This window comes from Leptothrix cholodnii SP-6 (assembly GCF_000019785.1).
GTDB lineage: Bacteria > Pseudomonadota > Gammaproteobacteria > Burkholderiales > Burkholderiaceae_C > Sphaerotilus > Sphaerotilus cholodnii.
The window spans coordinates 1126234-1149364 of the sequence record NC_010524.1 but is presented as its reverse complement, the minus strand read 5'-3'; the positions used below and the strand labels follow the sequence as shown (position 1 = coordinate 1149364).

25 protein-coding genes are annotated in these 23131 nt (G+C 69.6%); 19 read left to right on the top strand and 6 right to left on the bottom strand.

Features of this window, described 5'->3' with window-relative positions:
- Positions 1–8: 8 nt before the first annotated feature.
- From LCHO_RS05405 to ureC, 5 genes are all read left to right on the top strand, one after another.
- Positions 9–1112 carry a hypothetical protein gene (locus LCHO_RS05405; protein ID WP_012346111.1) on the top strand — a complete coding sequence of 368 codons (1104 nt, stop codon included), beginning with the start codon at positions 9–11 and terminating at the stop codon, positions 1110–1112.
- 99 nt (positions 1113–1211) lie between these two features.
- Entirely contained in the window at positions 1212–1514 is a 303-nt protein-coding gene (gene ureA / locus LCHO_RS05400) for an urease subunit gamma (protein ID WP_012346110.1), read from the top strand.
- 53 nt (positions 1515–1567) lie between these two features.
- Positions 1568–1747 (top strand): hypothetical protein, encoded by a 180-nt coding sequence (locus tag LCHO_RS05395; RefSeq protein WP_012346109.1) that lies wholly within the window; start codon positions 1568–1570, stop codon positions 1745–1747.
- Complete coding sequence (locus tag LCHO_RS05390; RefSeq protein ID WP_012346108.1) at positions 1747–2052, top strand: urease subunit beta; 306 nt, start codon at positions 1747–1749, stop codon at positions 2050–2052. Before LCHO_RS05395 ends, LCHO_RS05390 begins: the two co-directional genes overlap by 1 nt.
- An 87-nt stretch (positions 2053–2139) precedes the next feature.
- Positions 2140–3867 (top strand): urease subunit alpha, encoded by a 1728-nt coding sequence (ureC, locus tag LCHO_RS05385; RefSeq protein WP_012346107.1) that lies wholly within the window; start codon positions 2140–2142, stop codon positions 3865–3867.
- On the opposite strand, the gene LCHO_RS05380 is transcribed toward ureC, so the two are convergent.
- Positions 3852–4331, bottom strand: a complete 480-nt coding sequence (locus tag LCHO_RS05380) for a rhodanese-like domain-containing protein (RefSeq protein ID WP_012346106.1) — start codon at positions 4329–4331, stop codon at positions 3852–3854. The two genes, ureC and LCHO_RS05380, sit on opposite strands and share 16 nt — an antisense overlap.
- A 160-nt stretch (positions 4332–4491) precedes the next feature.
- Between LCHO_RS05380 and LCHO_RS05375 the strand changes: the two genes are divergently transcribed.
- The 9 genes from LCHO_RS05375 to LCHO_RS05335 all read left to right on the top strand — a co-directional run bounded on the left by LCHO_RS05375 (position 4492) and on the right by LCHO_RS05335 (position 12798).
- Complete coding sequence (locus tag LCHO_RS05375; RefSeq protein ID WP_012346105.1) at positions 4492–5106, top strand: LemA family protein; 615 nt, start codon at positions 4492–4494, stop codon at positions 5104–5106.
- Between the two features lie 13 nt (positions 5107–5119).
- Positions 5120–6061, top strand: a complete 942-nt coding sequence (locus LCHO_RS05370) for a TPM domain-containing protein (RefSeq protein WP_012346104.1) — start codon at positions 5120–5122, stop codon at positions 6059–6061.
- Positions 6061–6582, top strand: a complete 522-nt coding sequence (locus LCHO_RS05365; protein WP_012346103.1) for a TPM domain-containing protein — start codon at positions 6061–6063, stop codon at positions 6580–6582. Before LCHO_RS05370 ends, LCHO_RS05365 begins: the two co-directional genes overlap by 1 nt.
- A 120-nt stretch (positions 6583–6702) precedes the next feature.
- Positions 6703–7407 (top strand): urease accessory protein UreE, encoded by a 705-nt coding sequence (ureE, locus tag LCHO_RS05360; protein ID WP_012346102.1) that lies wholly within the window; start codon positions 6703–6705, stop codon positions 7405–7407.
- Positions 7407–8159, top strand: coding sequence for an urease accessory protein UreF (locus LCHO_RS05355; protein ID WP_012346101.1), 753 nt, complete (start codon positions 7407–7409; stop codon positions 8157–8159). Before ureE ends, LCHO_RS05355 begins: the two co-directional genes overlap by 1 nt.
- 26 nt (positions 8160–8185) lie before the next feature.
- Positions 8186–9451, top strand: coding sequence for an MFS transporter (locus LCHO_RS05350; protein WP_012346100.1), 1266 nt, complete (start codon positions 8186–8188; stop codon positions 9449–9451).
- Between the two features lie 102 nt (positions 9452–9553).
- Positions 9554–10321 carry a ParA family protein gene (locus tag LCHO_RS05345; protein WP_012346099.1) on the top strand — a complete coding sequence of 256 codons (768 nt, stop codon included), beginning with the start codon at positions 9554–9556 and terminating at the stop codon, positions 10319–10321.
- Positions 10322–10495: 174 nt separating this feature from the next.
- Positions 10496–11104, top strand: coding sequence for an FxDxF family PEP-CTERM protein (locus LCHO_RS21975; protein ID WP_012346098.1), 609 nt, complete (start codon positions 10496–10498; stop codon positions 11102–11104).
- Positions 11105–11262: 158 nt separating this feature from the next.
- Positions 11263–12798: a methyltransferase regulatory domain-containing protein gene (locus LCHO_RS05335; RefSeq protein ID WP_012346097.1), complete on the top strand. Its 1536-nt coding sequence runs from the start codon at positions 11263–11265 to the stop codon at positions 12796–12798.
- A gap of 32 nt (positions 12799–12830) precedes the next feature.
- On the opposite strand, the gene LCHO_RS05330 is transcribed toward LCHO_RS05335, so the two are convergent.
- The 4 genes from LCHO_RS05330 to polA form a co-directional block, all read right to left on the bottom strand.
- Positions 12831–13838, bottom strand: coding sequence for a Gfo/Idh/MocA family protein (locus tag LCHO_RS05330; protein ID WP_012346096.1), 1008 nt, complete (start codon positions 13836–13838; stop codon positions 12831–12833).
- 98 nt (positions 13839–13936) lie between these two features.
- Positions 13937–14452 (bottom strand): HugZ family pyridoxamine 5'-phosphate oxidase, encoded by a 516-nt coding sequence (locus tag LCHO_RS05325; RefSeq protein ID WP_012346095.1) that lies wholly within the window; start codon positions 14450–14452, stop codon positions 13937–13939.
- 41 nt (positions 14453–14493) lie between these two features.
- Entirely contained in the window at positions 14494–15594 is a 1101-nt protein-coding gene (locus tag LCHO_RS21970) for a GGDEF domain-containing protein (RefSeq protein WP_012346094.1), read from the bottom strand.
- Complete coding sequence (gene polA / locus LCHO_RS05315; RefSeq protein WP_012346093.1) at positions 15591–18395, bottom strand: DNA polymerase I; 2805 nt, start codon at positions 18393–18395, stop codon at positions 15591–15593. Before polA ends, LCHO_RS21970 begins: the two co-directional genes overlap by 4 nt.
- Positions 18396–18448: 53 nt before the next feature.
- On the opposite strand from polA, the gene LCHO_RS21965 reads away from it, so the two are divergent.
- The 5 genes from LCHO_RS21965 to LCHO_RS05290 all read left to right on the top strand — a co-directional run bounded on the left by LCHO_RS21965 (position 18449) and on the right by LCHO_RS05290 (position 22404).
- Positions 18449–18784, top strand: coding sequence for a DUF2782 domain-containing protein (locus LCHO_RS21965; protein ID WP_012346092.1), 336 nt, complete (start codon positions 18449–18451; stop codon positions 18782–18784).
- Positions 18785–18791: 7 nt separating this feature from the next.
- A complete protein-coding gene (locus LCHO_RS05305; protein WP_012346091.1) occupies positions 18792–19778 on the top strand; it encodes a homoserine kinase in 987 nt (328 codons plus the stop codon).
- A 7-nt stretch (positions 19779–19785) separates the two neighbouring features.
- A complete protein-coding gene (locus LCHO_RS05300) occupies positions 19786–20592 on the top strand; it encodes a BPSS1780 family membrane protein (protein ID WP_012346090.1) in 807 nt (268 codons plus the stop codon).
- A gap of 115 nt (positions 20593–20707) precedes the next feature.
- Complete coding sequence (locus LCHO_RS05295) at positions 20708–21022, top strand: DUF4266 domain-containing protein (protein WP_012346089.1); 315 nt, start codon at positions 20708–20710, stop codon at positions 21020–21022.
- Positions 21013–22404, top strand: coding sequence for a DUF3570 domain-containing protein (locus LCHO_RS05290; protein WP_012346088.1), 1392 nt, complete (start codon positions 21013–21015; stop codon positions 22402–22404). Before LCHO_RS05295 ends, LCHO_RS05290 begins: the two co-directional genes overlap by 10 nt.
- A 39-nt stretch (positions 22405–22443) precedes the next feature.
- On the opposite strand, the gene rpiA is transcribed toward LCHO_RS05290, so the two are convergent.
- On the bottom strand, positions 22444–23106 hold the full coding sequence (rpiA, locus tag LCHO_RS05285) for a ribose-5-phosphate isomerase RpiA (protein ID WP_012346087.1): 663 nt from the start codon (positions 23104–23106) through the stop codon (positions 22444–22446).
- Between the last annotated feature and the right edge of the window lie 25 nt (positions 23107–23131).

Below are 23131 nucleotides of genomic sequence, written 5' to 3'. Positions count from 1 at the left end.
TCACGGGATTGCGCCGCGCCGCGTTGTGCGCGCTGCTGCCGGCCTGCGCCGGCGTCACCGCCGCACCGCTGGACGCCCTGCTGAGCGCCGAGCCGGTGCGGCTGTCGACCGAACGGCCCGGCCGGATCGCCTGGCAGTTCGAGCTGGCGCGCGATCTCGCCAACGAGCGCCTCGACGTGCTGGGCCTGCGCGCGTCGAGCGCCTACGCCGGCACCTCGATCGGCGACTACGCCGGCCAGCACCTGCGCCTGCAGGCCCGCCAGGGCCGACTGAGCGGCGAGTTCGCGCTCTGGAAACGCGCCATCGAAGACCGCAGCGACACCCATCGGCTCACCACCTGGCAGACCGCCGCGCAGTGGCAGCTCGATCAACCCGATCGACACGAGCACGCCGCCCGCTGGGCCGTGCGGGCCAGCGCCTGGGGCAACCAGGCCCACCGCCTGACCCGCGCGACCCGTCGCCCGCTGGTCGCCGGCAGCCTGGATTCGCAGCTCGGCGAGCTGCAGATCCTGCAGCCGCGCGATCGGCAGCTGCAGCTCGACCTGATCGCCAGCAGGCCCTTGCCGGCCGCCGGCCTGAGCGCGTCGGCGTTCGTCGGGCTGGGCCACAGCCGCGTCGGCAACCGCGGCGTGACCGGCAGCGCCAGCGTCGCCGGCTGCCCGTACGGGCTCGACTTCGGCGCTGAACGCCTGGTGGCGCGGCCCGCCGGCAGCTGCACCGACGCGCTGACCCTCAGCGTGCCCAACGCCCTGCTGCCGTACGACGCGCTGCGCGAGTCGAACTACCGCGCCCGCCTCGCCCACCTCGGCGGCTCGCTGCGGCTCGAGCGCAGCGGCTGGTCGGCGGCGATCGGCTACGAGTTCGCTCAGACCTGGCGGCGCGACATCGACGCCCTGCTGCGCCAGCGCGGCGAGGCCGGCTACCAGCGCAACCACATCCTGATCGGCGAGCTGCGCCTGGACCTGACCGAGCACCTCAGCGCCCTGCTGCGTGCCCAGTACCTGCAGCACCAGTTCCTGGGCGAGCTGCCGCTGGCCTACAACACGCAGACCGCGGCGCGCTTCTCGCAGCGCTACGGGCTGGTCAGCGCCGGGCTGGTCGCGCGTTTCTGACACCGGTTGCCGGCGACGGTGCGCCTGCGGGCGCCCCTATGGCACGCCGCTTGCGCCTGAGTCACACTCGCGTGACCCGCCCAACCCAAGCGCCTGCCCATGGAACTCACCCCCCGCGAGAAGGACAAGCTCCTCATCTTCACAGCCGCCCTGCTGGCCGAGCGCCGCAAGGCCCGCGGACTCAAGCTCAACTACCCCGAAGCCGTCGCGCTGATCAGCGCCGCCATCATGGAGGGCGCCCGCGACGGCAAGTCCGTCGCCGAACTGATGAGCGACGGCAAGCGGGTGCTGGCCCGCCACGAGGTGATGGACGGCGTGGCCGAGATGATCCCCGACATCCAGATCGAGGCCACCTTCCCCGACGGCACCAAGTTGGTCACGGTGCACCAGCCCATTGCATGAAGAATCCGTTCCGCACCACCTCGTGAACTGACGCCCCACTTCGGAGACACCTGATGACCCGTTCCGCCACCCGCTGCGCCCTGCTCCTGTCCACCCTGCTGTCGGCCCTGCCCGCCGCTGCCCATGAAGGCCACGGCCTGCCCGGCATCAGCCACTGGCACTCGGGTGATGCCAGCCTCTACCTGTTCCTGGCGGTGTTCGCGGGTGCGATCTGGCTGGCACGGAGGAAGTGATGACGCCCGGCGAACTGCTCACCGACGGCGCCGACCTGGTCATCAACTCCGGTCGCCGCACGCTCACGCTGGTGGTCGAGAACGCCAGCGACCGGCCGATCCAGGTCGGCTCGCACTACCACTTTGCCGAGACCAACGCCGGCCTGAGCTTCGACCGCGCTGCGGCTCGCGGCATGCGGCTCAACATCGCCAGCGGCACCGCGGTGCGTTTCGAGCCCGGCCAGCAGCGCACGATCGAGCTGGTCGACCTGGCCGGCGACCGCCAGGTCTGGGGCTTCCGCGGCCTGGTGCAAGGCCGTCTTTGACCCACCCCCACGTAGCGCCTGCCGCTGCTGGACATTGCTGGATGACTTCGTCGAGCCAGTTGCTTGGATGATTGAGGGACAACATAAATGGCAACGATCCCCCGCCGCGCCTATGCCGAGATGTTCGGCCCCACGATCGGCGACCGTCTGCGGCTGGCCGATACCGAGCTGATCCTCGAGGTCGAGGACGATCTGACGCTGCGCGCCGGCGGCTACGGCGAAGAAGTCAAGTTCGGCGGCGGCAAGACCATCCGCGACGGCATGGGCCAGGGCCAGCGCGTCAACGGACCGGGCGCCGCCGACGCGGTCGACTGCGTCATCACCAACGCGCTGATCGTCGACCACTGGGGCATCGTCAAGGCCGACATCGGCCTGCGTGGCAACCGCATCGCCGCCATCGGCAAGGCCGGCAACCCGGACATCCAGCCCGGCGTGGACATCGTCATCGGCCCGGGCACCGAGGTGATCGCAGCCGAGGGGCTGATCGTCACGGCCGGCGGCATCGACAGCCACATCCACTGGATCTGCCCGCAGCAGATCGACGAGGCGCTGGCCTCGGGCGTGACCACCATGCTCGGCGGCGGCACCGGCCCGGCCACCGGCACCTTCGCCACCACCTGCACGCCCGGCCCCGAGAACATCGCGCGCATGCTGCAGGCGGCCGACGCCTTCCCGATGAACCTGGGCTTCTTCGGCAAGGGCAACGCCAGCCGGCCCGAGGCGCTGCGCCAGCAGGTCGACGCCGGCGCGATCGCGCTCAAGCTGCACGAGGACTGGGGCACCACGCCGGCGGCGATCGACTGCTGCCTGAGCGTGGCCGAGCAGACCGACATCCAGGTCGCGATCCACACCGACACGCTCAACGAATCGGGCTTCGTCGAGGACACCGTGGCCGCGTTCAAGGGCCGCACCATCCACACCTTCCACACCGAAGGCGCCGGTGGCGGCCACGCGCCCGACATCATGAAGGTGGTCGGCGAGGCCAACGTGCTGCCGTCGTCGACCAACCCGACGCGACCGTACACGGTCAACACGCTCGACGAACACCTCGACATGCTGATGGTGTGCCACCACCTCGACGCCGGCATCGCCGAGGACCTGGCCTTTGCCGAAAGCCGCATCCGCCGCGAGACGATTGCCGCCGAGGACATCCTGCACGACCTGGGCGCCATCAGCATGATGAGCAGCGACAGCCAGGCGATGGGCCGGGTCGGCGAGGTGGTGATCCGCACCTGGCAGACGGCGCACAAGATGAAGGTGCAGCGCGGCAAGCTGCCGGGTGACACCGACCGCCACGACAACGCACGCATCAAGCGCTACATCGCCAAGTACACGATCAACCCGGCGCTGGCTCACGGCATGAGCCACGAGGTCGGCTCGATCGAGGTCGGCAAGTGGGCCGACCTGGTGTTCTGGAAACCGGCGTTCTTCGGCGTCAAGCCCAGCCTGGTGCTCAAGGGCGGCTTCATCGCGCTGGCCGCGATGGGCGACCCCAACGCCAGCATCCCGACGCCGCAGCCGGTGCACTACCGGCCGATGTTCGGCAGTTTCGGCGGCGCGCTGGCGCGCACCTCGCTGACCTTCCTGTCACAGGCCGCACTGGCCGACGACGTGGGCACGCGCTACGGCCTGCACAAGCGGCTCGCCGCGGTGCGTGGCATCCGCAGCGTCAAGAAGGCCGACATGATCCACAACGGCGCCACGCCGGTGATGGAGATCGACGCGCAGACCTACAGCGTGCGCGCCGACGGCCAGCTGCTGACCTGCGAACCGGCCCAGGTGCTGCCGATGGCGCAGCGTTATTTCCTGTTCTGATCCGGCTGCGCGTCGCCTTGGGCCTGGGCTTCGGCCTGGGCTTTGACGGCCTTCCAGGCCTGGAAGCCGCCCTGCACCGAATACGCCCGCGCGTAGCCGAGCGACCTCAGCATGCGCGCGGCCACCAGGCTGCGCCGGCCGCTGTTGCACACGCACAGCAGGATGCAATCGCGCACATGGTGGATCTGGTTGACCATGCGGATGAAGGCCTGCACGTCGATCGCGCTGGGCGTGCCGGCGTCGAGCGTGTCCTGCTCGTCCTCGTTGAGCGCGTGGCCGAGCAGCAGCTTGACCTCGCACAGCGGGATGTGGGTGGTGCCGGGGATCGCGCCCTTGAGCTCGATCTCGAAACCCTGGCGGATGTCGACCATGCAACCCAGGCCCAACTCGCACAGCTCGGTGGCGGTGGCGAGGGTGATTTCAAGCTGTTCCTGCTGCACGGCGGCGGCGTCGGGCAAGTTCATGGGGGCTCCAGGCGGATGAGCCGGCGCGCCTGATGCGGCCGGTCTCGTGTGGCCGGCATTGTCCCGCAGCGGCGCCGGGCACCGTCTTGAAGCTGTGGTACACCGCCTCACTTGCCATGAGGGCGCCCATCCGTGCGGCCCTCGAGACGGGAGAGAACCGATGTCGCAACGCCTGATCCGCAGCCTGTTCGCGCTGCTGCTTGCCACCAGCCTGACCGGCTGCGGCTACAACGAATTCCAGCGCCTGGACGAGCAGGTCAAGGCCGGCTGGGCCGAGGTGCTCAACCAGTACCAGCGGCGCGCCGACCTGGTGCCCAACCTGGTCGCCACCGTCAAGGGCGAGGCCAACTTCGAGCAGGAGACGCTCACCCGGGTGATCGAGGCGCGCTCCAGGGCCACCAGCATCCAGGCCACCCCGGAGCTGATCAACGACCCGGCGGCGTTCCAGAAATTCCAGGCCGCGCAGGGTGAGCTGTCGGGCGCGCTGAGCCGGCTGCTGGTCGTGACCGAGAACTACCCCAACCTGAAGGCCAACCAGGGTTTCCAGGACCTGCGGGTGCAGCTCGAAGGCACCGAGAACCGCATCACCGTGGCGCGCAACCGATACATCAAGACGGTGACCGACTACAACGTGCTGGCGCGCAGCTTCCCGACCAACCTGACGGCGATGATGTTCAGCTACGACGTCAAGCCCGGTTTCACGGTGCAGAACGAGGCGCAGATCTCGGCCCCGCCGACGATCAGCTTCGACAAGCCCGCCCCCCCCGCCAAGTGAGCCGGACGCTGCGATGACGGCCCATCGTCGGTTCGATCGGTCCGGCCGACTCGCCACCTGGCTGGCCCTGCTGCTGAGCCTCTGGCTGACGCTCGACAGCACGCCCGCACGCGCGCAGGACGTGCAGCCGGTGCCCGCGCTGACCGGCCACCTGATCGACCAGGCGGCGCTGCTCGACCCGCAGCAGCGCAGCGCCATCGAGGCCCGGCTCACGGCCATCGAGACCGAGCTCGGCACCCAGATGGTGGTGCTGATCGTCGCCACCACGCAGCCCGAGGACATCGCCAGCTACGCCCAGCGCGTGGCCGACAGCTGGAAGATCGGCCGCCGCGACATCGGCGACGGCCTGCTGCTGGTGGTCGCCAGCGCCGACCGGCGCATGCGCATCGAGGTCGCCAAGACGCTCGAAGGCGCGATCCCCGACCTGGCGGCCAGGCGGGTGATCGACAGCGCGCTCACGCCGGCCTTCAAGCGCGGCGACTTCGCCGGCGGCATCGGCCAGGGCATCGAGCAGCTGCGCGCGCTGGTCAAGGGCGAGGCACTGCCGGCACCGCAACCGCGTGGCGCCGAAGGCAACGCCGGCATCGACTGGGAGTCGCTGGCGATGCTGGCCTTCGTCGGCGTGCCGATCATCGCCAAGACGCTGTCGGACCTGTTCGGCCGCAAGCTCGGCCCGGTGCTGACGGCCGGGGGTGTCGGCACGCTCGCCTGGATCCTGTCGACCAGCCTGGTGCTGGCGGTGGTGGCCGGGCTGCTCGGCCTGCTGGTGGCGCTGTTTGCCGGCGCCTTCAGCACGTTGCAGTCGGCCGGCGGACGCGGTCGACGCGGCGGCTGGGGTGGCCCGGGTGGCGGCCTCGGCGGCGGTGGTGGCTGGGGTGGAGGCGGGGGCGGCGGCGGCTTCCGCTCGGGCGGCGGCGGCAATTTTGGCGGCGGCGGCGCCTCCGGGAGCTGGTGATGGCACGCACCCCGTGGCAGCGCCTCGTGCGCTTCGTTCGACACCTCTGGAGCGACCCCGCCGACGTGCCGCGCCGCCTCGGCCGCGACACGATCGACCACGTGCAGGCGCAGGTGCGCGCCAGCGAAGGCCGCCACCACGGCGAGATCCGCGTCTGCATCGAGGCCGGCCTGCCGCTGGCCGACCTGTGGCGCAACGCCAGCGCCCGCGAGCGCGCCGTCGAGCTGTTCGGCGAACTCGGTGTCTGGGACACCGAGGCCAACAACGGCGTGCTGATCTACCTGCTGCTGGCCGACCGCGCGATCGAGATCGTGGCCGATCGGGGCCTCGACCGGCAGGTCGGCGCGGCGCAGTGGCAGGCCATCGTGGCGCAGATGCACGACGCCTTTCAGGCCGGCCGGTTCGACGCCGGCCTGCAGGCGGCGGTGGCGGCGGTCGATCACCTGCTGGCCACGCATTTCCCGCGCGGCGAAGGCGCTGCCGACGTCAACGAGCTGCCCGACGCGCCGGTGCTGCGCTGACGCCGCGGCGCCGGGTCACGCCGCAGCCACACGCTCGTGCGTGTCGGCGCGCTCGTGGACAATCCGCACCCACCCCGGCGCTCGTGCCGAACCGATGCATTCCCACCTGAGGTTGCCCCGATGCTGACCGTCAACAAACTGATCCCGCAAGGCCGCGGCCTGGCCGCGGTGCTGCTCAAGCGTGCCGCCAGCGTCGAGCTCGACTGGGACACCCGCCAGAAAAGCCGTTTCGACGCCACCGACAGCCAGGCCCGCCACGTCGGCGTGTTCCTGCCGCGCGGCACCGCCGTGCGCGGTGGCGACGTGCTGGTGGCCGAAGACGGCAGCCTGATCCGCGTCGTCGCCGCGCCGCAGGCCGTGCTGGTGGTGCGCGCCTGCACCCAGCACGGCTCGCCGTTCGACCTGCTGCGCGCCGCCTATCACCTGGGCAACCGCCACGTGCAGCTCGAACTGCAGCCCGATCAGCTGCAGCTCGAACCCGACCACGTGCTGGCCGACATGCTGCGCCAGATGCACCTGATCGTGACCGAGGCACAGGCCCCGTTCGAGCCCGAAGCCGGCGCCTACGCCAATGCCGGCCACGCGCACGGCCATGAGCACAAGCCTGCGCCGGCGCATGAACACGGTCATGACCACGCGCACGCACACGACCACGCGCACGATCATCACGATCACGCCCATGGTTCGGACCACACGCACGAGACCGTGGCACAGGCCGCCGCACGCGGCAAGCCGCTGTCGATCCCCGTCAGCGCCGCGCCCGCCAAGCCGCACGTGCACGGCCCCGGTTGCGGCCACCACGGCCACGATCACGGCAAGCACTGATGGCCGCACCCAGCGATGCCGGCCTGAGCGCCAGCGCCCTGCTGCAGCTGATGTGGCTGGCCTCGCCGGCGCTGCCGGTGGGCGGCTTCAGCTACTCCGAAGGGCTCGAATCGGCGGTCGACGCCGGCCTGGTCACCACCGAGGCGCAGGCCCGCACCTGGCTGGTCGACCAGTTGCACCTGGCGCTGGCGCGGGCCGACCTGGCAGTGGTGGCGCAGGCGATCCCGGCCTGGCGCGGTGACAGTGAGACGGGCTCGGTCGACATCGACCGCATCGAAGCCCTCAACAGCTGGGTGCGCGTGACGCGCGAGAGCAGCGAGTTCCGTCAGCAGACCGAGCAGATGGGCCGCTCGCTGCTCGAATGGCTGCGCACGCGGGATGCCGCGCATGTGGCCGCCCATGCGGACGTTGCCGTCGACCCGCGGCTGGCCCAGCTCGCCGCGCTCAAGCCCGCGCCGACCTGGCCGGTGGCGCATGCGCTGGCGCTGGCGCGCACCGGCTCGCCGCTGCGCGAGGCGCTGCTGGCGCACGGCTTCGGCTGGGCCGAGAACATGGTGCAGGCCGCGCTGAAAACCGTGCCGCTGGGCCAGAGCGCCGGCCAGCGCATCCTGGCGGTGCTGGTCGAGGCATTGCCGGCGGCAATCGACAGCGCCCTGGCACTCGGCGACGAGCAGCGCCAGGCGCACACGCCGATGCTGGCGATCCTGTCGGCGCAGCACGAGGCGCAGTACTCGCGGCTGTTCCGGTCCTGAGGCAACAGGCCGCTATTCTCGAAACGGTGACGACACCCGCCCCCACCCCTGAGGCCGAAGCGGCCGACACCTCGTTCGCCGCGCTGCTGCGCATCCGGCCCTACCGGATGTTCTGGTTCACGCGCCTGACCACCCAGCTCGCCAACCAGATGATGATGGTGGCGCTGGGCTGGCAGATGTACGACCTGACCGGCAGCGCCTGGGATCTCGGCCTGGTCGGGCTGGCGCAGTTTCTGCCGGCCCTGCTGCTGACGCTGCCGGCCGGCCACATGGCCGACCGCCTGCACCGTGCGCGCATCCTGCAGGCCACCACGCTGGCGCAGGGGCTGGTGGCGCTGATGCTGGTGCTGGCCAGCCACGATCTGTGGATCAACCGCGAGCTGATCCTGCTGCTGTCGGTGGCGCTGGGCGTGGCCAAGGCCTTCCAGATGCCGGCCAGCCAGGCGCTGCCGGCGCTGCTCGTGCCGGGCGCGCTGCTGGCGCGGGCGGTGGCGGTGAGTTCGAGCGGCATGCAGCTGGCGATCATTGCCGGCCCGGCCATCGGCGGCCTGCTCTACACCGCCGGCGCGGCGGTGGTCTACGCGCTGTGCGGCGCGCTGTTCATCACCGGCAGCGGGCTGGCGATCGGCATCCGCCACGCCGACCCGGTCGCCTCCACCGAGGCCCGCAGCTGGGCCAGCGTGTTCGCGGGCGTGCACTACCTGCGCGGCCAGCCGGTGCTGCTGGGCGCGATCTCGCTCGACCTGTTCGCGGTGCTGCTGGGTGGAGCCACCGCGCTGCTGCCGATGTTCGCGAAAGACATCCTGCACACCGGCCCCTGGGGCCTGGGCCTGCTGCGCGCCGCACCCGCCGCGGGCGCGCTGCTGATGTCGGCCTGGCTGTCGAGCCGCCCGGCGATGCAGCACGCCGGGCGCTGGCTGATCGGCTCGGTGGCGATCTTCGGCGTCTGCATGCTGGTGTTCGGGCTGTCGACCTCGCTGTGGCTGTCGATCGCCGCGCTCGCGCTCTCGGGCGCAGTCGACATGGTCAGCGTGGTGATCCGACAGACCCTGGTGCAGCTCGAAACCCCCGACGCGATGCGCGGCCGGGTCAGCGCGGTCAATTCGGTGTTCATCGGCGCGAGCAACCAGCTAGGCGAGTTCGAGTCGGGCGCCACCGCGGCGCTGCTCGGGCCGGTCGGCTCGGTGGTGCTGGGCGGCGTGGGCGTGCTGCTGGTGGCGGGGCTGTGGGTGAAGATCTTCCCGGCGCTGTGGCGGCGGGGCGCGCTGCTGCCACCCGGTCACGATCGCTGATCCTTAGAGCCTGCACCCTAGATGCTGCACTGCAGCAGACCCGGCACAATCGCGCTTGGCGCCTGCGGGCGTTTCTGACCATTCAAGCCTCAAGGATCCGCCATGCGCCGAGTCGTTTTCAACCAGAAGGGTGGCGTGGGCAAGTCCACGATCACGGCCAACCTGGCCGCCATCAGCGCCAGCCAGGGCCTGCGCACCCTCGTGCTCGACCTCGACGCGCAAGGCAATACCACCCGCTACCTGCTGGGCAACGGCGCCGACGGGCTCGAAACCTCGGTGGCCGATTTCTTCAACCAGACGCTGAGCTTCACCTTCAACCCGAAGAACGCCGGCGAGTTCATCTACGAGACGCCGTTCGAGAACCTGCACCTGATGCCCTCGAGCCCGGCGCTCGACGAGCTGCACGGCAAGCTCGAGTCGCGCTACAAGATCTACAAGCTGCGCGATGCGCTCGACGCGCTGGCGGCCAATTACGACCGCATCTACATCGACACCCCGCCGGCGCTGAATTTCTACACCCGCAGCGCGCTGATCGCCTCGCAGCGCTGCCTGATCCCGTTCGACTGCGACGACTTCTCGCGCCGCGCGCTGTATGCGCTGATGGACAACGTCAAGGAAATCCAGGCCGACCACAACCGCGAGCTGCAGGTCGAGGGCATCGTCGTCAACCAGTTCCAGCCGCGCGCCAGCCTGCCGCAGAAGGTGGTGGCCGAACTGATCGCCGAAGGCCTGCCGGTGCTGCAACCCTACCTGTCGTCGTCGGTGAAGATGAAGGAGTCGCACGAGCGTGCGCTGCCGATGATCCACCTGGATGCGAAGCACAAGCTGACGCAGGAGTTCGTGGCGCTGCATGACGGGCTGGCAAGCTGATCAAACCGAACCCGAATCGAAAATCCATCCACAAGTGATGGTCATTGCGCAAGTCCCTCCCCGCGATCGCGGGATGGTTGGTACTTAACCGACCCTTAACACTACGGCCACGTGCTTCAAGGTCGTGGCACGGCAACCACATCCGGTCCTCGTGCCGTAGTAGAGGGAAGATCCATGAAGACGCTGATTCACGCCACCGGTGCGGCACTGCTCGCCACGGCTTCAATGGCTGCGCAGGCCGATACGTTTTCGTTTACCTCCGAGTTCAGTGATCTCACCGGGTTCGCCACCGGAACCAAGGACGCAGCGGTCACCACCGACACCCTCACCAAGGGCGGCGATTCCTTTGCGCTGTTCAACAACGCCAACGACTTCCTGACTTACACGTTCTCGATCGCGTCGGCAACGGACGTCGCCATCAAGTTCTGGTCGGGCAGCTCCAACAAGGACAAGCTGGGCAGCCTGACCGTGTCCTGGCTCGATTCGCTGGACGACGCGGTGACGCTCGCCGGCGGCTCGTCTGTGCTGACGTTCTCGCCATCGTTCATCGACGGCGTGGCGCCGAGCCCGGCCGGAGATCTGGCCACCTACAACGCAACAGGCCTCGCAGCGGGCACCTACACGTTCAGGATCGATTCAAACTCCAACAGAGATTTCCGCGTCGACACCTTCTCGGCCGTCGGCACTAATGTCACCCCGGTCCCTGAACCCGAGACCTACGCGATGATGCTGGCCGGCCTGGGGGCGATCGGCTACCTCGGTCGCCGCCGCAAGATGAAATGACGTCGGCCGGGCGCCCGGCCGACATCCCGGCGCCGTGAGCATGTGCAGGGGCAATCCGGATGGATTGCCCTTTCGCTTTCCGGTCTGCATCGACCTCGCCACACGCCGTCTAAGATGGATCGCACGGATCTACACATGTTTCATCGGGAGCACGCCACATGAGCGTCTGGAGCGAAGGGTATGTGGCCGACATCGACTACACCGCCAGCTATTTCGGCGAGCTGAACCCGCTGCGCGCGCAGCTCGCCTTCCTGAATGCCGGGCTCGCCTTTCCGGCGGTGCGCAATGCTTTCGAGATGGCCTTCGGCCACGGCATCAGCGTCAACATCCACGCTGCAGCTTCGCCCACACGCTGGTTCGGCAACGACTTCGCGCCGGCCCAGGCGGCCTATGCGCAGGAGCTGGCACAGGCCGCCGGCAGCAACGCCCAGCTGACCGAGGAGTCGTTCGCCGAGCTGCTCGAACGGCCCGATCTGCCGGCGTTCGACTTCATCGCGCTGCACGGCATCTGGAGCTGGGTGTCCGACACCAACCGCACGCTGATCGTCGATTTCATCCGCCGCAAGCTCGCGCCGGGCGGCGTGGTCTACGTCAGCTACAACACCCTGCCCGGCTGGGCGCACATCGCGCCGATGCGCCAACTGATCAAGGAACACGCACACACGATGCGCAGCCCGGGCGAAGGCACCGTCAAGCGGGTGCAGGGTGCGCTCGAGTTCGCCGAACAGTTTCTCGGCCTGCCCTCGCAATACAAGCGCGCCACGCCCCAGGCCGCCGAGTGGCTGGCGGAGCTGAAGACGAAGGATCCGGTCTACGTGGCGCACGAGTATTTCAACGACCACTGGAAGCCGATGTACTTCAGCGACGTGGTGCGGGATCTGGCGCCGGCCAAACTGAGTTTTGCCTGCTCGGCCACGCTGCTCGAACAGGTCTATCCGCTCAATCTGAACGCCGAGCAGATGGCGATGCTGGCCGGCATCGGCGACGCGCACTACCGCGAGTCGATGCTCGACTTCATCGTCAACCAGCAGTTCCGGCGCGACTACTGGGTCAAGGGTGCGCGCAGGCTGTCGGCGATCGAGCAGCTCGAAGCCATGCGCAGGTTGCGCCTGGTGCTGCTGACACCGGCCGAGCGGGTGCCGCTCAAGGTCAGCGGCCGGCTCGGCACCGCCGCCTTGAGCGAGGCGATCTATCGACCGCTGCTGGCCGCGCTGGCCGACCACAAGCCAAAGTCGATCGGAGCAATCGAGGCCGCGCTGGCGCCGCAGGGCGTCGATCTGCCGAAGATCATCCAGGCGGTCGTCGTGCTCACGCACGAAAACCATCTGGCGCCGGCTCAGGACGACAGCAGCATCACCGCCTCACGCAAGACCAGCGACCGGCTCAACGCACACCTCCTGCAACTGGCCCGCTCCAACCGGCCGATCACCTGCCTCGCCAGCGCGGTGACCGGCGGCGGTGTCCGCGTTCCGTGGCACATCCAGCTGTTTCTGCTGGCGCGCAGCAAGGGCTTGAAGCAGCCGGCTGAGTGGGCGCAATTTGCATCGGAACAGTGGACAGCGCTCGGTCACCAAATGGTCAAGGACGGCAAGACGATCGAGTCTGCGCAGGCGACCCTGGCCGAACTCAAGGCCATGGCTGCCGGCTTCTCGGAACACGGCATCGCCCCACTCAAGGCGCTGCAGATCGTCTGATGCCTGTGCCCCAGGACAGGGCACGCCGTCGATCACGCCGGCCCGACACCGACCCAGGCGCCGCTGCGCTCGCTCGCATACAGCGCATCGATGATCCGCATGTTCTGCACCGCGTCCTCCACGCCGTAAGGCAGCGCGATCTCGCCGCGCACCGCGCGTGAAAACGCCTCGCCCTGCAGCTGGTACTGGTCGCTCTCGGGCAGGGTTTCGATGCGGAGGCCCCCGCCGTCGAGCGCGCTGCCGTCGTCGATCAGCAGGCGCGTGGCCGCGCCCTGCGGCGCGTTGAACGGGATCTGGATCTCGATGCGGCCCGTGCTGCCCATCAACTGCACGCGCTGATACGGCACGCACTGCATCGAGACGCTGAAATTGAGCTGCCGGCCGGCGCCGAAATCGAGCATCGCGCCAAACAGGCGGTCGGTGCCGAAGGCCGGATCGCGGTCGGCCAGCGCGACCACGCGCTGCGGCTCGGCCTCGAAGAACCAGCGCCCGGCGACGATCGGATAGCAGCCGATGTCGTAGAGCGCGCCGCCGCCGATGTCGGGCTGGTTGCGGATGTTGGCCGGGTCGGCATTGAAGTACGAGAACCACACCTGGATCGCCTTGAGCTCGCCGATCGCGCCGCTGCGCACCAGCTCGCGGGCACGTTGCCACTGCGGATGGAAGCGCACCATGAAGGCCTCCATGATGTGCACCTGGCCGGCCACCTCGCGCAGCTGCGCGGCCTCGTCGGCATCGAGTGCGATCGGCTTTTCGCACAGCACGTGCTTGCCGGCGCGTGCGGCAGCCAGCGTCATCGGCACGTGCAGGTGGTTGGGCAGCGGGTTGTAGATCGCCTCGATCGCGGGGTCGGCCAGCAGTTCGTCGTAGCTGCCGTAGGCGACCGGGATGCCGAGCTTGTCTGCCGCCTCGCGGGCTGCCGGCAGCGAGCGCGAGGCGATCGCGCGCAGCTCGATCCGATCGCTCTTGAGCATGCCGGGCAGCACCTTGGTCAGACCGATCTTGGCGGTGCTGAGTACGCCCCAGATGACTTTGCGCATGGTTGTCTCTCGCGTTCGTTGTGGATGCACGCAGGCAGCCCGACGACGCCGGACTGCGATCACGGCGGCAAAGTATCGACCGGGTCGGCCGAGAGCGATTACATCGGCGGCACAGCGGCGATGCCCGCCAGCACCCGAGCCAGATCGTCGGGAGCCACCGAACGCGCCGCGCCGAAGCCCGCCACATGGCGCGCAGAGATCGGCACGAGACGCACGAAGGTGAAGTCGGGCAGCTGCGTCATCAGCTCGGCCTGCGGGTGGCGGGCCAGGTAGGCGGCGCGCAGCGGGCGTTCGGCCGCGCTGTCACGCGGCGTGAATTCGGCGCGCGCCGCGATCGTCACGCGTGGCAGTGCCTGCGGCGATTCGGCCCAGTCGTCGGCACCCATCACCAGCAGCGAGACACGTGGCTCGGCCTGCATCTGGCGGGTGTGGACCGCGAGCGCGCTGACATGCAGCACCAGCGCACCCGATGCCGGCTCGACCGCAAACGGCACCATCGAGACAAACGGCGCGCCGTGTTCGTCGAGCGTGCCGAGCACGGCCACCGGCCGCTCGGCGAGCAGGCGGCGCAGTTCGAGGTCGAGGCGCGAGAGGTGGGCGGGCGAGGTCGGCATGGCGGAACGGGGCAGCGAGAGAGGAAGCGGGCAATGAAGTGTCACGCACCCAGGCGCACGGCATTGCGGCCGCCGGACTTGGCCGCGTAGAGCGCGAGGTCGACGCGCCGGAACCAGGCGTCGAGCGTCTCGTCCGGCTGCAGTTCGGCCACGCCGAAGCTGGCGGTCACCGTGCCGACGCGGTCGAAGGCATGGCCGGCAACCAGGCCGCGCAGCTTCTCGGCCAGCCGCAGCGCGTCGGCCGCCGGGCAGTGGTGCAGGATGACGGCGAACTCCTCGCCGCCCCAGCGCGCCAGCACGTCGCCGTCACGCAGCGACCGGCCGACCAGCCGTGCCAGCTCGGTCAGCACCTGGTCGCCCGCCTGGTGGCCGAACTGGTCGTTGAGCGCCTTGAAATGATCGACATCGAACAACAGCAGCGACAGCGGCGTGTGATGGCGCTGCGCCTTGGCGCGCTCGGCGCCGATGGTCTGCTCGAAATGACGCCGGTTCCAGACGCCCGTCAGCGCGTCGGTGATGGCGATGCGCGACAGTTCGGCCTCGACGAGCTTGCGCTGCTCGATTTCGGCTTCGGCGCGCGCCAGCGCGCGGCGGACGACCTGGTTGCCCTGGTAGGTCAGGAACGACGCCAGCCCGAACAAGGCGGTGTAGGTCACCCACTGCATCAGTCCGACCGAGTAGTCCGGACGCGGCAGCAGGCCGGCGTTTTCAGCCTGGATCAGGCCCAGCACCGCCAGGGAACTGGCGGCTGCTGCGGTCAGCAGCCCACGGAGCTGGAAGACGGCTCCCGCCATCAGCACGATGAAGAGGTAGATCGAGGCCGTGGGCGTGCGGATGGTGCCCAGGCGCATGTTGATGAGGGTCAGGCCGGTGAAACCGATCAGTGTCAGGCCCATCGCCGCCAGCCCGACATGACCGCGATGCAGCAGCCGGTGCATCAGCACATAGGCGGCCAGCAGCCCGACATCCATCCAGAGGACGCTCCGGGGGGCCTTGCCGCCCAGGAGCATGCCGAGCAGGACGATCAGCATGAAGGCGATGCTGCCGAGCACGACGGTGTTGACCACGGCGGCACGCCGGCGCTTGTCCTCGTCACCCTCGACGGCCGGGGGCGCCAGCCAGCGCCGCCATGCGTGCTTCAATGGGCTTCCTCCCAATTGGCCCCTTCGCCCACCTCGGCCACCAGCGGCACCTTGAGCTGCGCCACGCCGGCCATCAGCCGCGGCAGCGCCTCACGCGCCCAGCCGAGTTCGGCCTCGGGCACCTCGAGCACCAGTTCGTCGTGCACCTGCATGATCATCTTGCTGGCGCGGCCTTCGTCGTCGATGGCCTTCTGCACCGCGATCATCGCCAGCTTGATCAGGTCGGCCGCGGTGCCCTGCATCGGCGCGTTGATGGCCTGGCGTTCGGCGGCGGCCTTGCGCGGGCCGTTGCCGCCCTTGATCTCGGGCAGCACGATGCGGCGGCCGAACAGCGTCTCGACATGACCGAGCTGCGCCGCGCCGGCCTTGGTCTCGTCCATGTAGCGTTTGACGTCCGGGTAACGCGCGAAGTAGCGCTCGATGTAGTCACGCGCCGCCTTCTGCTCGATGCCCAGGCTGGCCGCCAGGCCGAACGCGCCCATGCCGTAGATCAGGCCGAAGTTGATGGTCTTGGCGTAGCGGCGCTGCTCGCTGGTGACGTCGGCGGCGGCGATGTTGAAGACCTCGGCGGCGGTGGCGCGGTGCACGTCCATGCCGTCGGCGAAGGCCTTCAGCAGGTTGGCGTCGCCCGAGATGTGCGCCATCAGCCGCAGCTCGATCTGCGAGTAGTCGGCGCTGACCAGCTTGTGGCCGGGCGCGGCGACGAAGGCCTCGCGCACGCGCCGGCCCTCGGCGGTGCGGATGGGGATGTTCTGCAGGTTCGGATCGTTGCTCGACAGCCGCCCGGTGATCGCCACGGCTTGCGCGTAATTGGTGTGCACGCGGCCGGTCGACGGGTTGACCATCAGCGGCAGCTTGTCGGTGTAGGTGCCCTTGAGCTTGGCCAGGCTGCGGTGTTCGAGGATGCGCGCCGGCAGCGGGTAGTCGGCGGCGAGTTCCTGCAGCACTTCCTCGTCGGTGCTGGGCGCGCCGCTGGCGGTCTTCTTCTTGACCGGCAGGCCGAGCTTGGTGAACAGGATCTCGCCGATCTGCTTGGGGCTGCTCATGTTGAAGGGCTGGCCGGCAATCGCATGGGCCTCCTGTTCGAGCGTGTGCATGCGCTGCGCGAGCTGGTGGCTCTGGCGCGCCAGCACGCCCGCGTCGATCAGCACGCCGTTGCGCTCGATGCGCACCAGCACCTCGGCGCTCGGCATCTCGATGGTTTCGTAGAGCTCGCGCAGGCGCGGTTCGGCTTCGAGCTGCGGCCACAGCGTCTGGTGCACCTGCAGCGTCATCTCGCTGTCTTCGCCCGAGTAGGTGCTGGCCTGGTCGACCGCCACGTGGCTGAACGGGATCTGGCCGGCGCCCTTGCCGCACAGGTCTTCGTAGTTGATGCCGCTGCGGCCGAGGTGGCGGTCGGCCAGGCTGGCCAGGCCGTGCGGCTTGTGGGCTTCGAGCACGTAGCTTTCGAGCATGGTGTCGTGGGCGTAGCCGCGCACCGTGACGCCGTGGTTGGCGAAGACGTGGCTGTCGTACTTGATGTTCTGGCCGACCTTGCGCGTGCCGGCGTCTTCGAGCCAGGGACGCAGGCGCGCCAGCACCTCGTCGAGCGGCAGCTGGTCGGGCGCGCCGGGGTAGTCGTGGCCGACCGGCACGTAGGCCGCCTCCAGCGGTTGCACCGCGAAGCTGATGCCGATGATGCGGGCACGCATCGGGTCGAGCGAGTCGGTCTCGGTGTCGATCGCCACCAGCGGCGCGGCCTGCAGTCGCGCGATCCAGGCATCGAGCTGCTCGGTGGTGAAGATGGTTTCGTAGCGACCCGCCGCACCATCGGCGGCCGGCGCCGGAGCCTGGGCCGGCGCATCGCCGTTGCCCGAGGCCTGCGCCATGTCGTCGAGCGCGGGGGCTGCGGCAGAAGCGATGACGGGGGCGCTCGGGGCCTGCGCCTCCAGCTCGCGGGTCCAGGTCCTGAAGCCGTTGCGCATGTAGAACGCCCTCAGGCCGTCGGGATCGACCTCGCGCAGCGCCAGCGCCTCGAGCGCCGGCCACGCGGGCACGTGGCCGCTCAGGTCGCAGTCGGTCTTGACGGTGACGAGCTTGCGCGCGGTCGGCAGCCAGTCGAGCGCGCGGCGCAGGTTCTCGCCGGCCACGCCCTTGATCGAGCCGGCGGCGGCCACCACGCCGTCGAGCGAGCCGTGTTCGGCGATCCACTTGGCGGCGGTCTTGGGGCCGACCTTCTCGACGCCGGGCACGTTGTCGACCGTGTCGCCCATCAGCGTCAGGTAGTCGACGATGCGGTCCGGCGGCACGCCGAACTTGGCCTTGACGCCCTCGATGTCGAGCGACTCGCGGCTCATGGTGTTGATCAGCGTGACGTGCTCGGTGACGAGCTGCGCCAGGTCCTTGTCGCCGGTGGAGATCACCACCCGGTGGCCGGACTTTTCGGCCAGCTGGGCGAGCGTGCCGATGACGTCGTCGGCCTCGATGCCGGGCACCTCGAGCACCGGCCAGCCGAGCAGCCGGACGACCTCGTGGATCGGCTCGATCTGCAGCCGCAGGTCGTCGGGCATCGGCGGGCGCTGGGCCTTGTAGAGCGGGTACCAGTCGTCGCGGAAGGTCGGGCCCTTGGCGTCGAAGACGCAGGCCGCGTGTTCGGCGCCGATCTGGCTGCGCAGCAGCTTGAGCATGGCCACCAGGCCGTGGATGGCACCGGTGGGCTGGCCGTCGGGGCCGCGCAGGTCGGGCATCGCGTGGTAGGCGCGGTAGAGGTAGCTGGAGCCGTCGACCAGCAGGAGGGTGGGGCGGGCGCGGTCTGGATTCATGGCGGCGATTGTCAGGGAAGGGGGCTTGCTGCACCGCACCTACAATCCGGCCCATGTCACCGCGCCCCGCCCTCGTCGGCCTGCTGCTCGCCGCAGCGACCCTTCCGCTGGCTGCCCAAACGGCGGTTCCGGCCCCTCCCGTGCTCGCCCAGCCGCAGGCCGGCGCCTGGCCCGAACCGCGTGCCGAGCACGTGGTGATCGACGAAAAAGGCAGCCGCATCGACGAGCTGCACGTCGGCGGCGAGGTGCGCAGCATCCAGGTGCAGCCCAAGAACGGTGGCAAGGCCTACGAAATCATGCCCGCCACCGGCGGCCGCGACCTCTCCAACAGCCACAGCAACAGCCGCGGTACCGCCGGCCAGCGTGTCTGGTCGGTACTGAAATTCTGAGCTGACGATGGCTGTCTTCACTGAAGTGTCCGCGGACGCTGCCGCCGCGCTGTCCGAGCGCCTGGGCCTGGGTACCGTGACCGAGCTGCGCGGCATCAGCTCGGGCATCGAGAACACCAACTACTTCCTGACCACCGATCCGGGCGACGGTGCGCACGAGTGGGTGCTGACGCTGTTCGAACGACTGAGCGCCGAGCAGCTGCCGTTCTACCTGCAGCTGATGAAGCACCTGGCGCAGCGCGACATCCCGGTGCCCGATCCGCAGGCCGACATCAACGGCGAGATCCTGCACAGCCTGTGCGGCAAGCCGGCCGCGGTGGTCGACAAGCTGGCCGGTGGCCATCAGCTCGCGCCCTCGGTCTGGCACTGCCAGCAGGTCGGCGCGATGCTGGCGCGCATGCACCTGGCGGCGCGCGATTTCGCGCTGCATCAGCCCAATCTGCGGGGCCTGGCCTGGTGGACGGAGACGGTTCCCGTGGTCGCGCCCTACCTGACACCCGAACAGCGCGCGCTGATCGAGTCGGAGCTGCATTTCCAGCAGGATCTGGCGCACAGCCCGGCCTTCGCGGCGCTGCCGCGTGGCCCGATCCACGCCGACCTGTTCCGCGACAACGTGATGTTCGACGGCCTGCCCGGCCACGAGAAGCTCACCGGCTTCTTCGACTTCTACTTCGCCGGCGTCGACACCTGGCTGTTCGACCTGGCGGTGTGCCTGAACGACTGGTGCATCGACCTCGACAGCGGACGCCTCGACGAGGCCCGCGCCCAGGCCTTCGTCAGCGCCTACGACGCCGAGCGCGAACTCGGCCACGACGAGATCCGCCTGCTGCCGGCGCTGCTGCGCGCCGGCGCCTTGCGCTTCTGGACCTCGCGGCTGTGGGACTACCACCTGCCGCGCGAGGCCAGCATGCTCAAGGCGCACGACCCGGGCCATTTCGAGCGCGTGCTGCGCGAACGGGTGAACAACCCGTGGCACTGGCTGCGCGCCGAGTGAGGCCGCGATGAAACTCCGCTCGGCTCGTGCCCTCGACGGCGTCGCCTGGATGCGCAGCGGCCTGCGCCTGGTGCAGCGCCAACCGCTCGGCCTGGCCGCGCTGCTGGGCATCATGGTGTTCGGCCTCGGCCTGCTGCTGATGCTGCCGTGGATCGGCCCGCTGCTGGTGTCGGTGCTGCTGCCGGCGCTGACCGCCGGCTGGGTCCACACTGTCGAGCGGGTGCAACTCGACGCCCGGCCGTCGCCGGCACTGCTGTTCGAGCCGCTGCGCTCGCCGCAGCGCAAGTCCTTGCTGATGCTCGGTGGCGCCCATGCGCTGGCCGTGATGCTGGCGCTCGGCCTGGCCGATCTGATCGACCCCGGCCTGGGCGACCTGTGGGAGAGGCTGCATTCAGCCACCGACGACCAGGCCACTGCCGACGCCTTGCAGGCCTTGCGCGGCGGCATGGTCCTGCGCGTGGCGCTGCTGACGCCGGTGGCGCTGCTGTTCTGGCACGCGCCGGTGCTGGTGCACCGCGAAGGCGCGGGCGTCGCCAAGGCCTTGTTCGGCAGTACGCTGGCGAGCCTGCGCAACCTCGGCTCCTTCGTGGTCTACGGTCTGAGCTGGCTGCTGGCCGATCTGCTGCTGTCGGCCGTGCTCGGCGTGCTGCTGGGCGCGCTCGGGCTGCCGCAGCTGGCCTTGCTGCTCGCGGTGCCGGTGGCGATGCTGTTCTCGGCCGCGTTCTACGCCTCGCTGCATGCGAGCGTGCACGGCTGCATCGATTTCGGTGACGCGCTCGACCAGGATCAGACACCAGGCAACCGAGACGCCTGATACACCCCGACACCTGAGCTGCAGCGCCGCGACGCTGCGCTACAGCCAGGCTTCAGGTCGGGTCTCTATGCTGGGGCAGGATGGTCGACATTGGCGTCGACCCAGCACTGCCATCATGCATCGCCTCACCCGATCCCCCACCCGAACCGTGCCCGGCAGCGATGCCGGCGCATCCGACCACTCGCCGAGCCGGCGTGCCCGCATCGTGCGCGCCGCTTGCGCCGTGCCGCTCTTGTGCGCCGCGCTGTCAGGCTGCGGCAGCCTGAGCCAGCTCGGCGTGCAGCCCTGGGAGCGCGACCTGCTGGCGCAGCCGTCGATGGCCCCCGGCGGTGTCGCGCTCGACAGCGCCGCCGACGACCACACCTACTTCAGCAAAGAGGCCGCCACCGGCGGCCGCAGCTTCGGCGGCGGAGGTTGCGGATGCAACTGACCGGCCACCCCACCCTCACCCCTCCCTCGGCACCACCGTCGACCGGCACCGGCGCGCTGCGCCTGGCGCTGGCGGCGGCCACCGGCTGCCTGCTCGCGGGTGTCGCCGCCCATCCGGCGATGGCCCAGAACGTGCCCCAGCCGGCCAGTGCCACCGGGACGACGCCGGCCAAGCCCGCCAAGCCGGCCGCCGTGCCGTGGCAGATCGACAGCGCCGTGCTGCTGTACGCCGAGGGCGACAACCGCGTGCGCGCGGTCGAGCCGATGATCGGCATGCGCCGCACCGACGCCGACGACCGCACGCTGGCGGTGCGTCTGACGCTCGACACGCTGACCGGCGCCTCGCCCAACGGCGCCACGCCACAGCCCGCCGCGCAGACCTTCACCAGCCCGTCGGGTGAAGGCAGCTACTCGGTGCCGGCCGGCCAGGCGCCGCTCGACAGCAGCTTCAAGGACACCCGCGGCGCCGTCAACGTCAGCTACGACCGCCCGTGGGGCGAGAACCGGCGCCTGAGCGTGGGCGCCAACGTGTCGGCCGAATACGACTTCAAGTCGTTCGGCTTCAACACCTCGCTGTCGCAGGATTTCAACCAGAAGAACACCACGCTGAGCGTGGGCCTGGCGGGCGAATACAACCTCGTCAACGCGGTCGGCGGCACGCCGCTGGGCCTCGGCGTTCACTCGGCGCGCGCGCGCATCGAAGCCAACCAGAACCGCCAGATCGGCGACCTGCTGTTCGGCCTGACGCAGGTGATGAACCGGCGCTGGCTGATGCAGTTCAACCTCGGCCTGGGCCGCAGCACCGGCTATCACAGCGATCCGTACAAGCTGCTGTCGGTGGTCAACGGCAGCAGCGGCCTGTTGAGCGGCGACCAGTACCTGAGCGAGAACCGCCCCGACACGCGCAGCCGCACCAGCCTGTTCTGGCTCAACAAGCTGCACCTCGGCACCGAGGTGCTGGAGCTGTCCTTGCGCCATTACCGCGACGACTGGGGCGTGCGCGCCAACACCGTCGACGGCAAATGGCGCCATCAGTACAGCGGCGGCATCTACGTCGAACCGCATCTGCGGCTCTACAAGCAGGGCGCGGCCGAGTTCTACCGCGGCTGGCTGGTCGATGGCGTCGATCACGACAGCACCACGCACCAGGCGCGACTGGCGTACGCATCGGCCGACCAGCGGCTGGCGGCGTTCAGCGCGCAGACGGTGGGCCTGAAGGTCGGCCTGCCGGTGGGCACCGGCGGTGAATTCAGCGTGCGGCTGGAGAGCTACCGGCAGAAGCTCAAGCAGCCGGCCGGCGCGCCGGGCTATCTGGCCACGGTGCCGGTCTCGCCCGACCTGAAATCCACCCTGCTGATGGCGAGCTACAGCTTCGTCTGGTGACGTCAGGCGGCCGCCGCCAAGCGGCGGCCTTGGGGGCACTCAGAAGTTGAGCGTGCGCACGCCTTCAGGCGTGCCTAGCAGGCAGACCGCGGCCTTGTGGCGGGCGAAGATGCCCACGCAGACGACGCCCGGCCACTGGTTGACCTCGGTCTCCATCGCCAGCGGGTCGGCGATGTGCAGGCCGGTGACGTCGAGGATCAGGTTGCCGTTGTCGGTGACCACGCCCTCGCGCACCCGGGCCAGGCCGCCGTAGGCCGCACCGAAGCGCCGTGCCACCTGCGCCGCCGCCATCGGGATCACCTCGACCGGCAGCGGAAAGCGCCCCATCACGTCGACCCGCTTGCTGGCGTCGGCGATGCAGACGAAGCGCTCGGCCAGGTCGGCGACGATCTTCTCGCGCGTGAGTGCGGCGCCGCCGCCCTTGATCATGTGGCCGCGCGGGTCGATCTCGTCGGCGCCGTCGATGTAGACCGGGATGCGCTCGACCTGCGAGAGGTCGAGCACCGGGATGCCCAGCGCCTGCAGCCGTTCGGTGCTGCGCACCGAGCTCGATACCGCGCCGGCGATGCGGTCCTTGATGGCGGCCAGGGCGTCGATGAAGCAGTTGACGGTGGAGCCGGTGCCCACGCCGACCACGCTGCCATCGGGCACGTAGGCCACGGCGGCCTGGCCCACCAGGGCCTTGAGTTCGTCTTGAGTCATGTCGAGGAAGTTCGTGCTGCGGGAC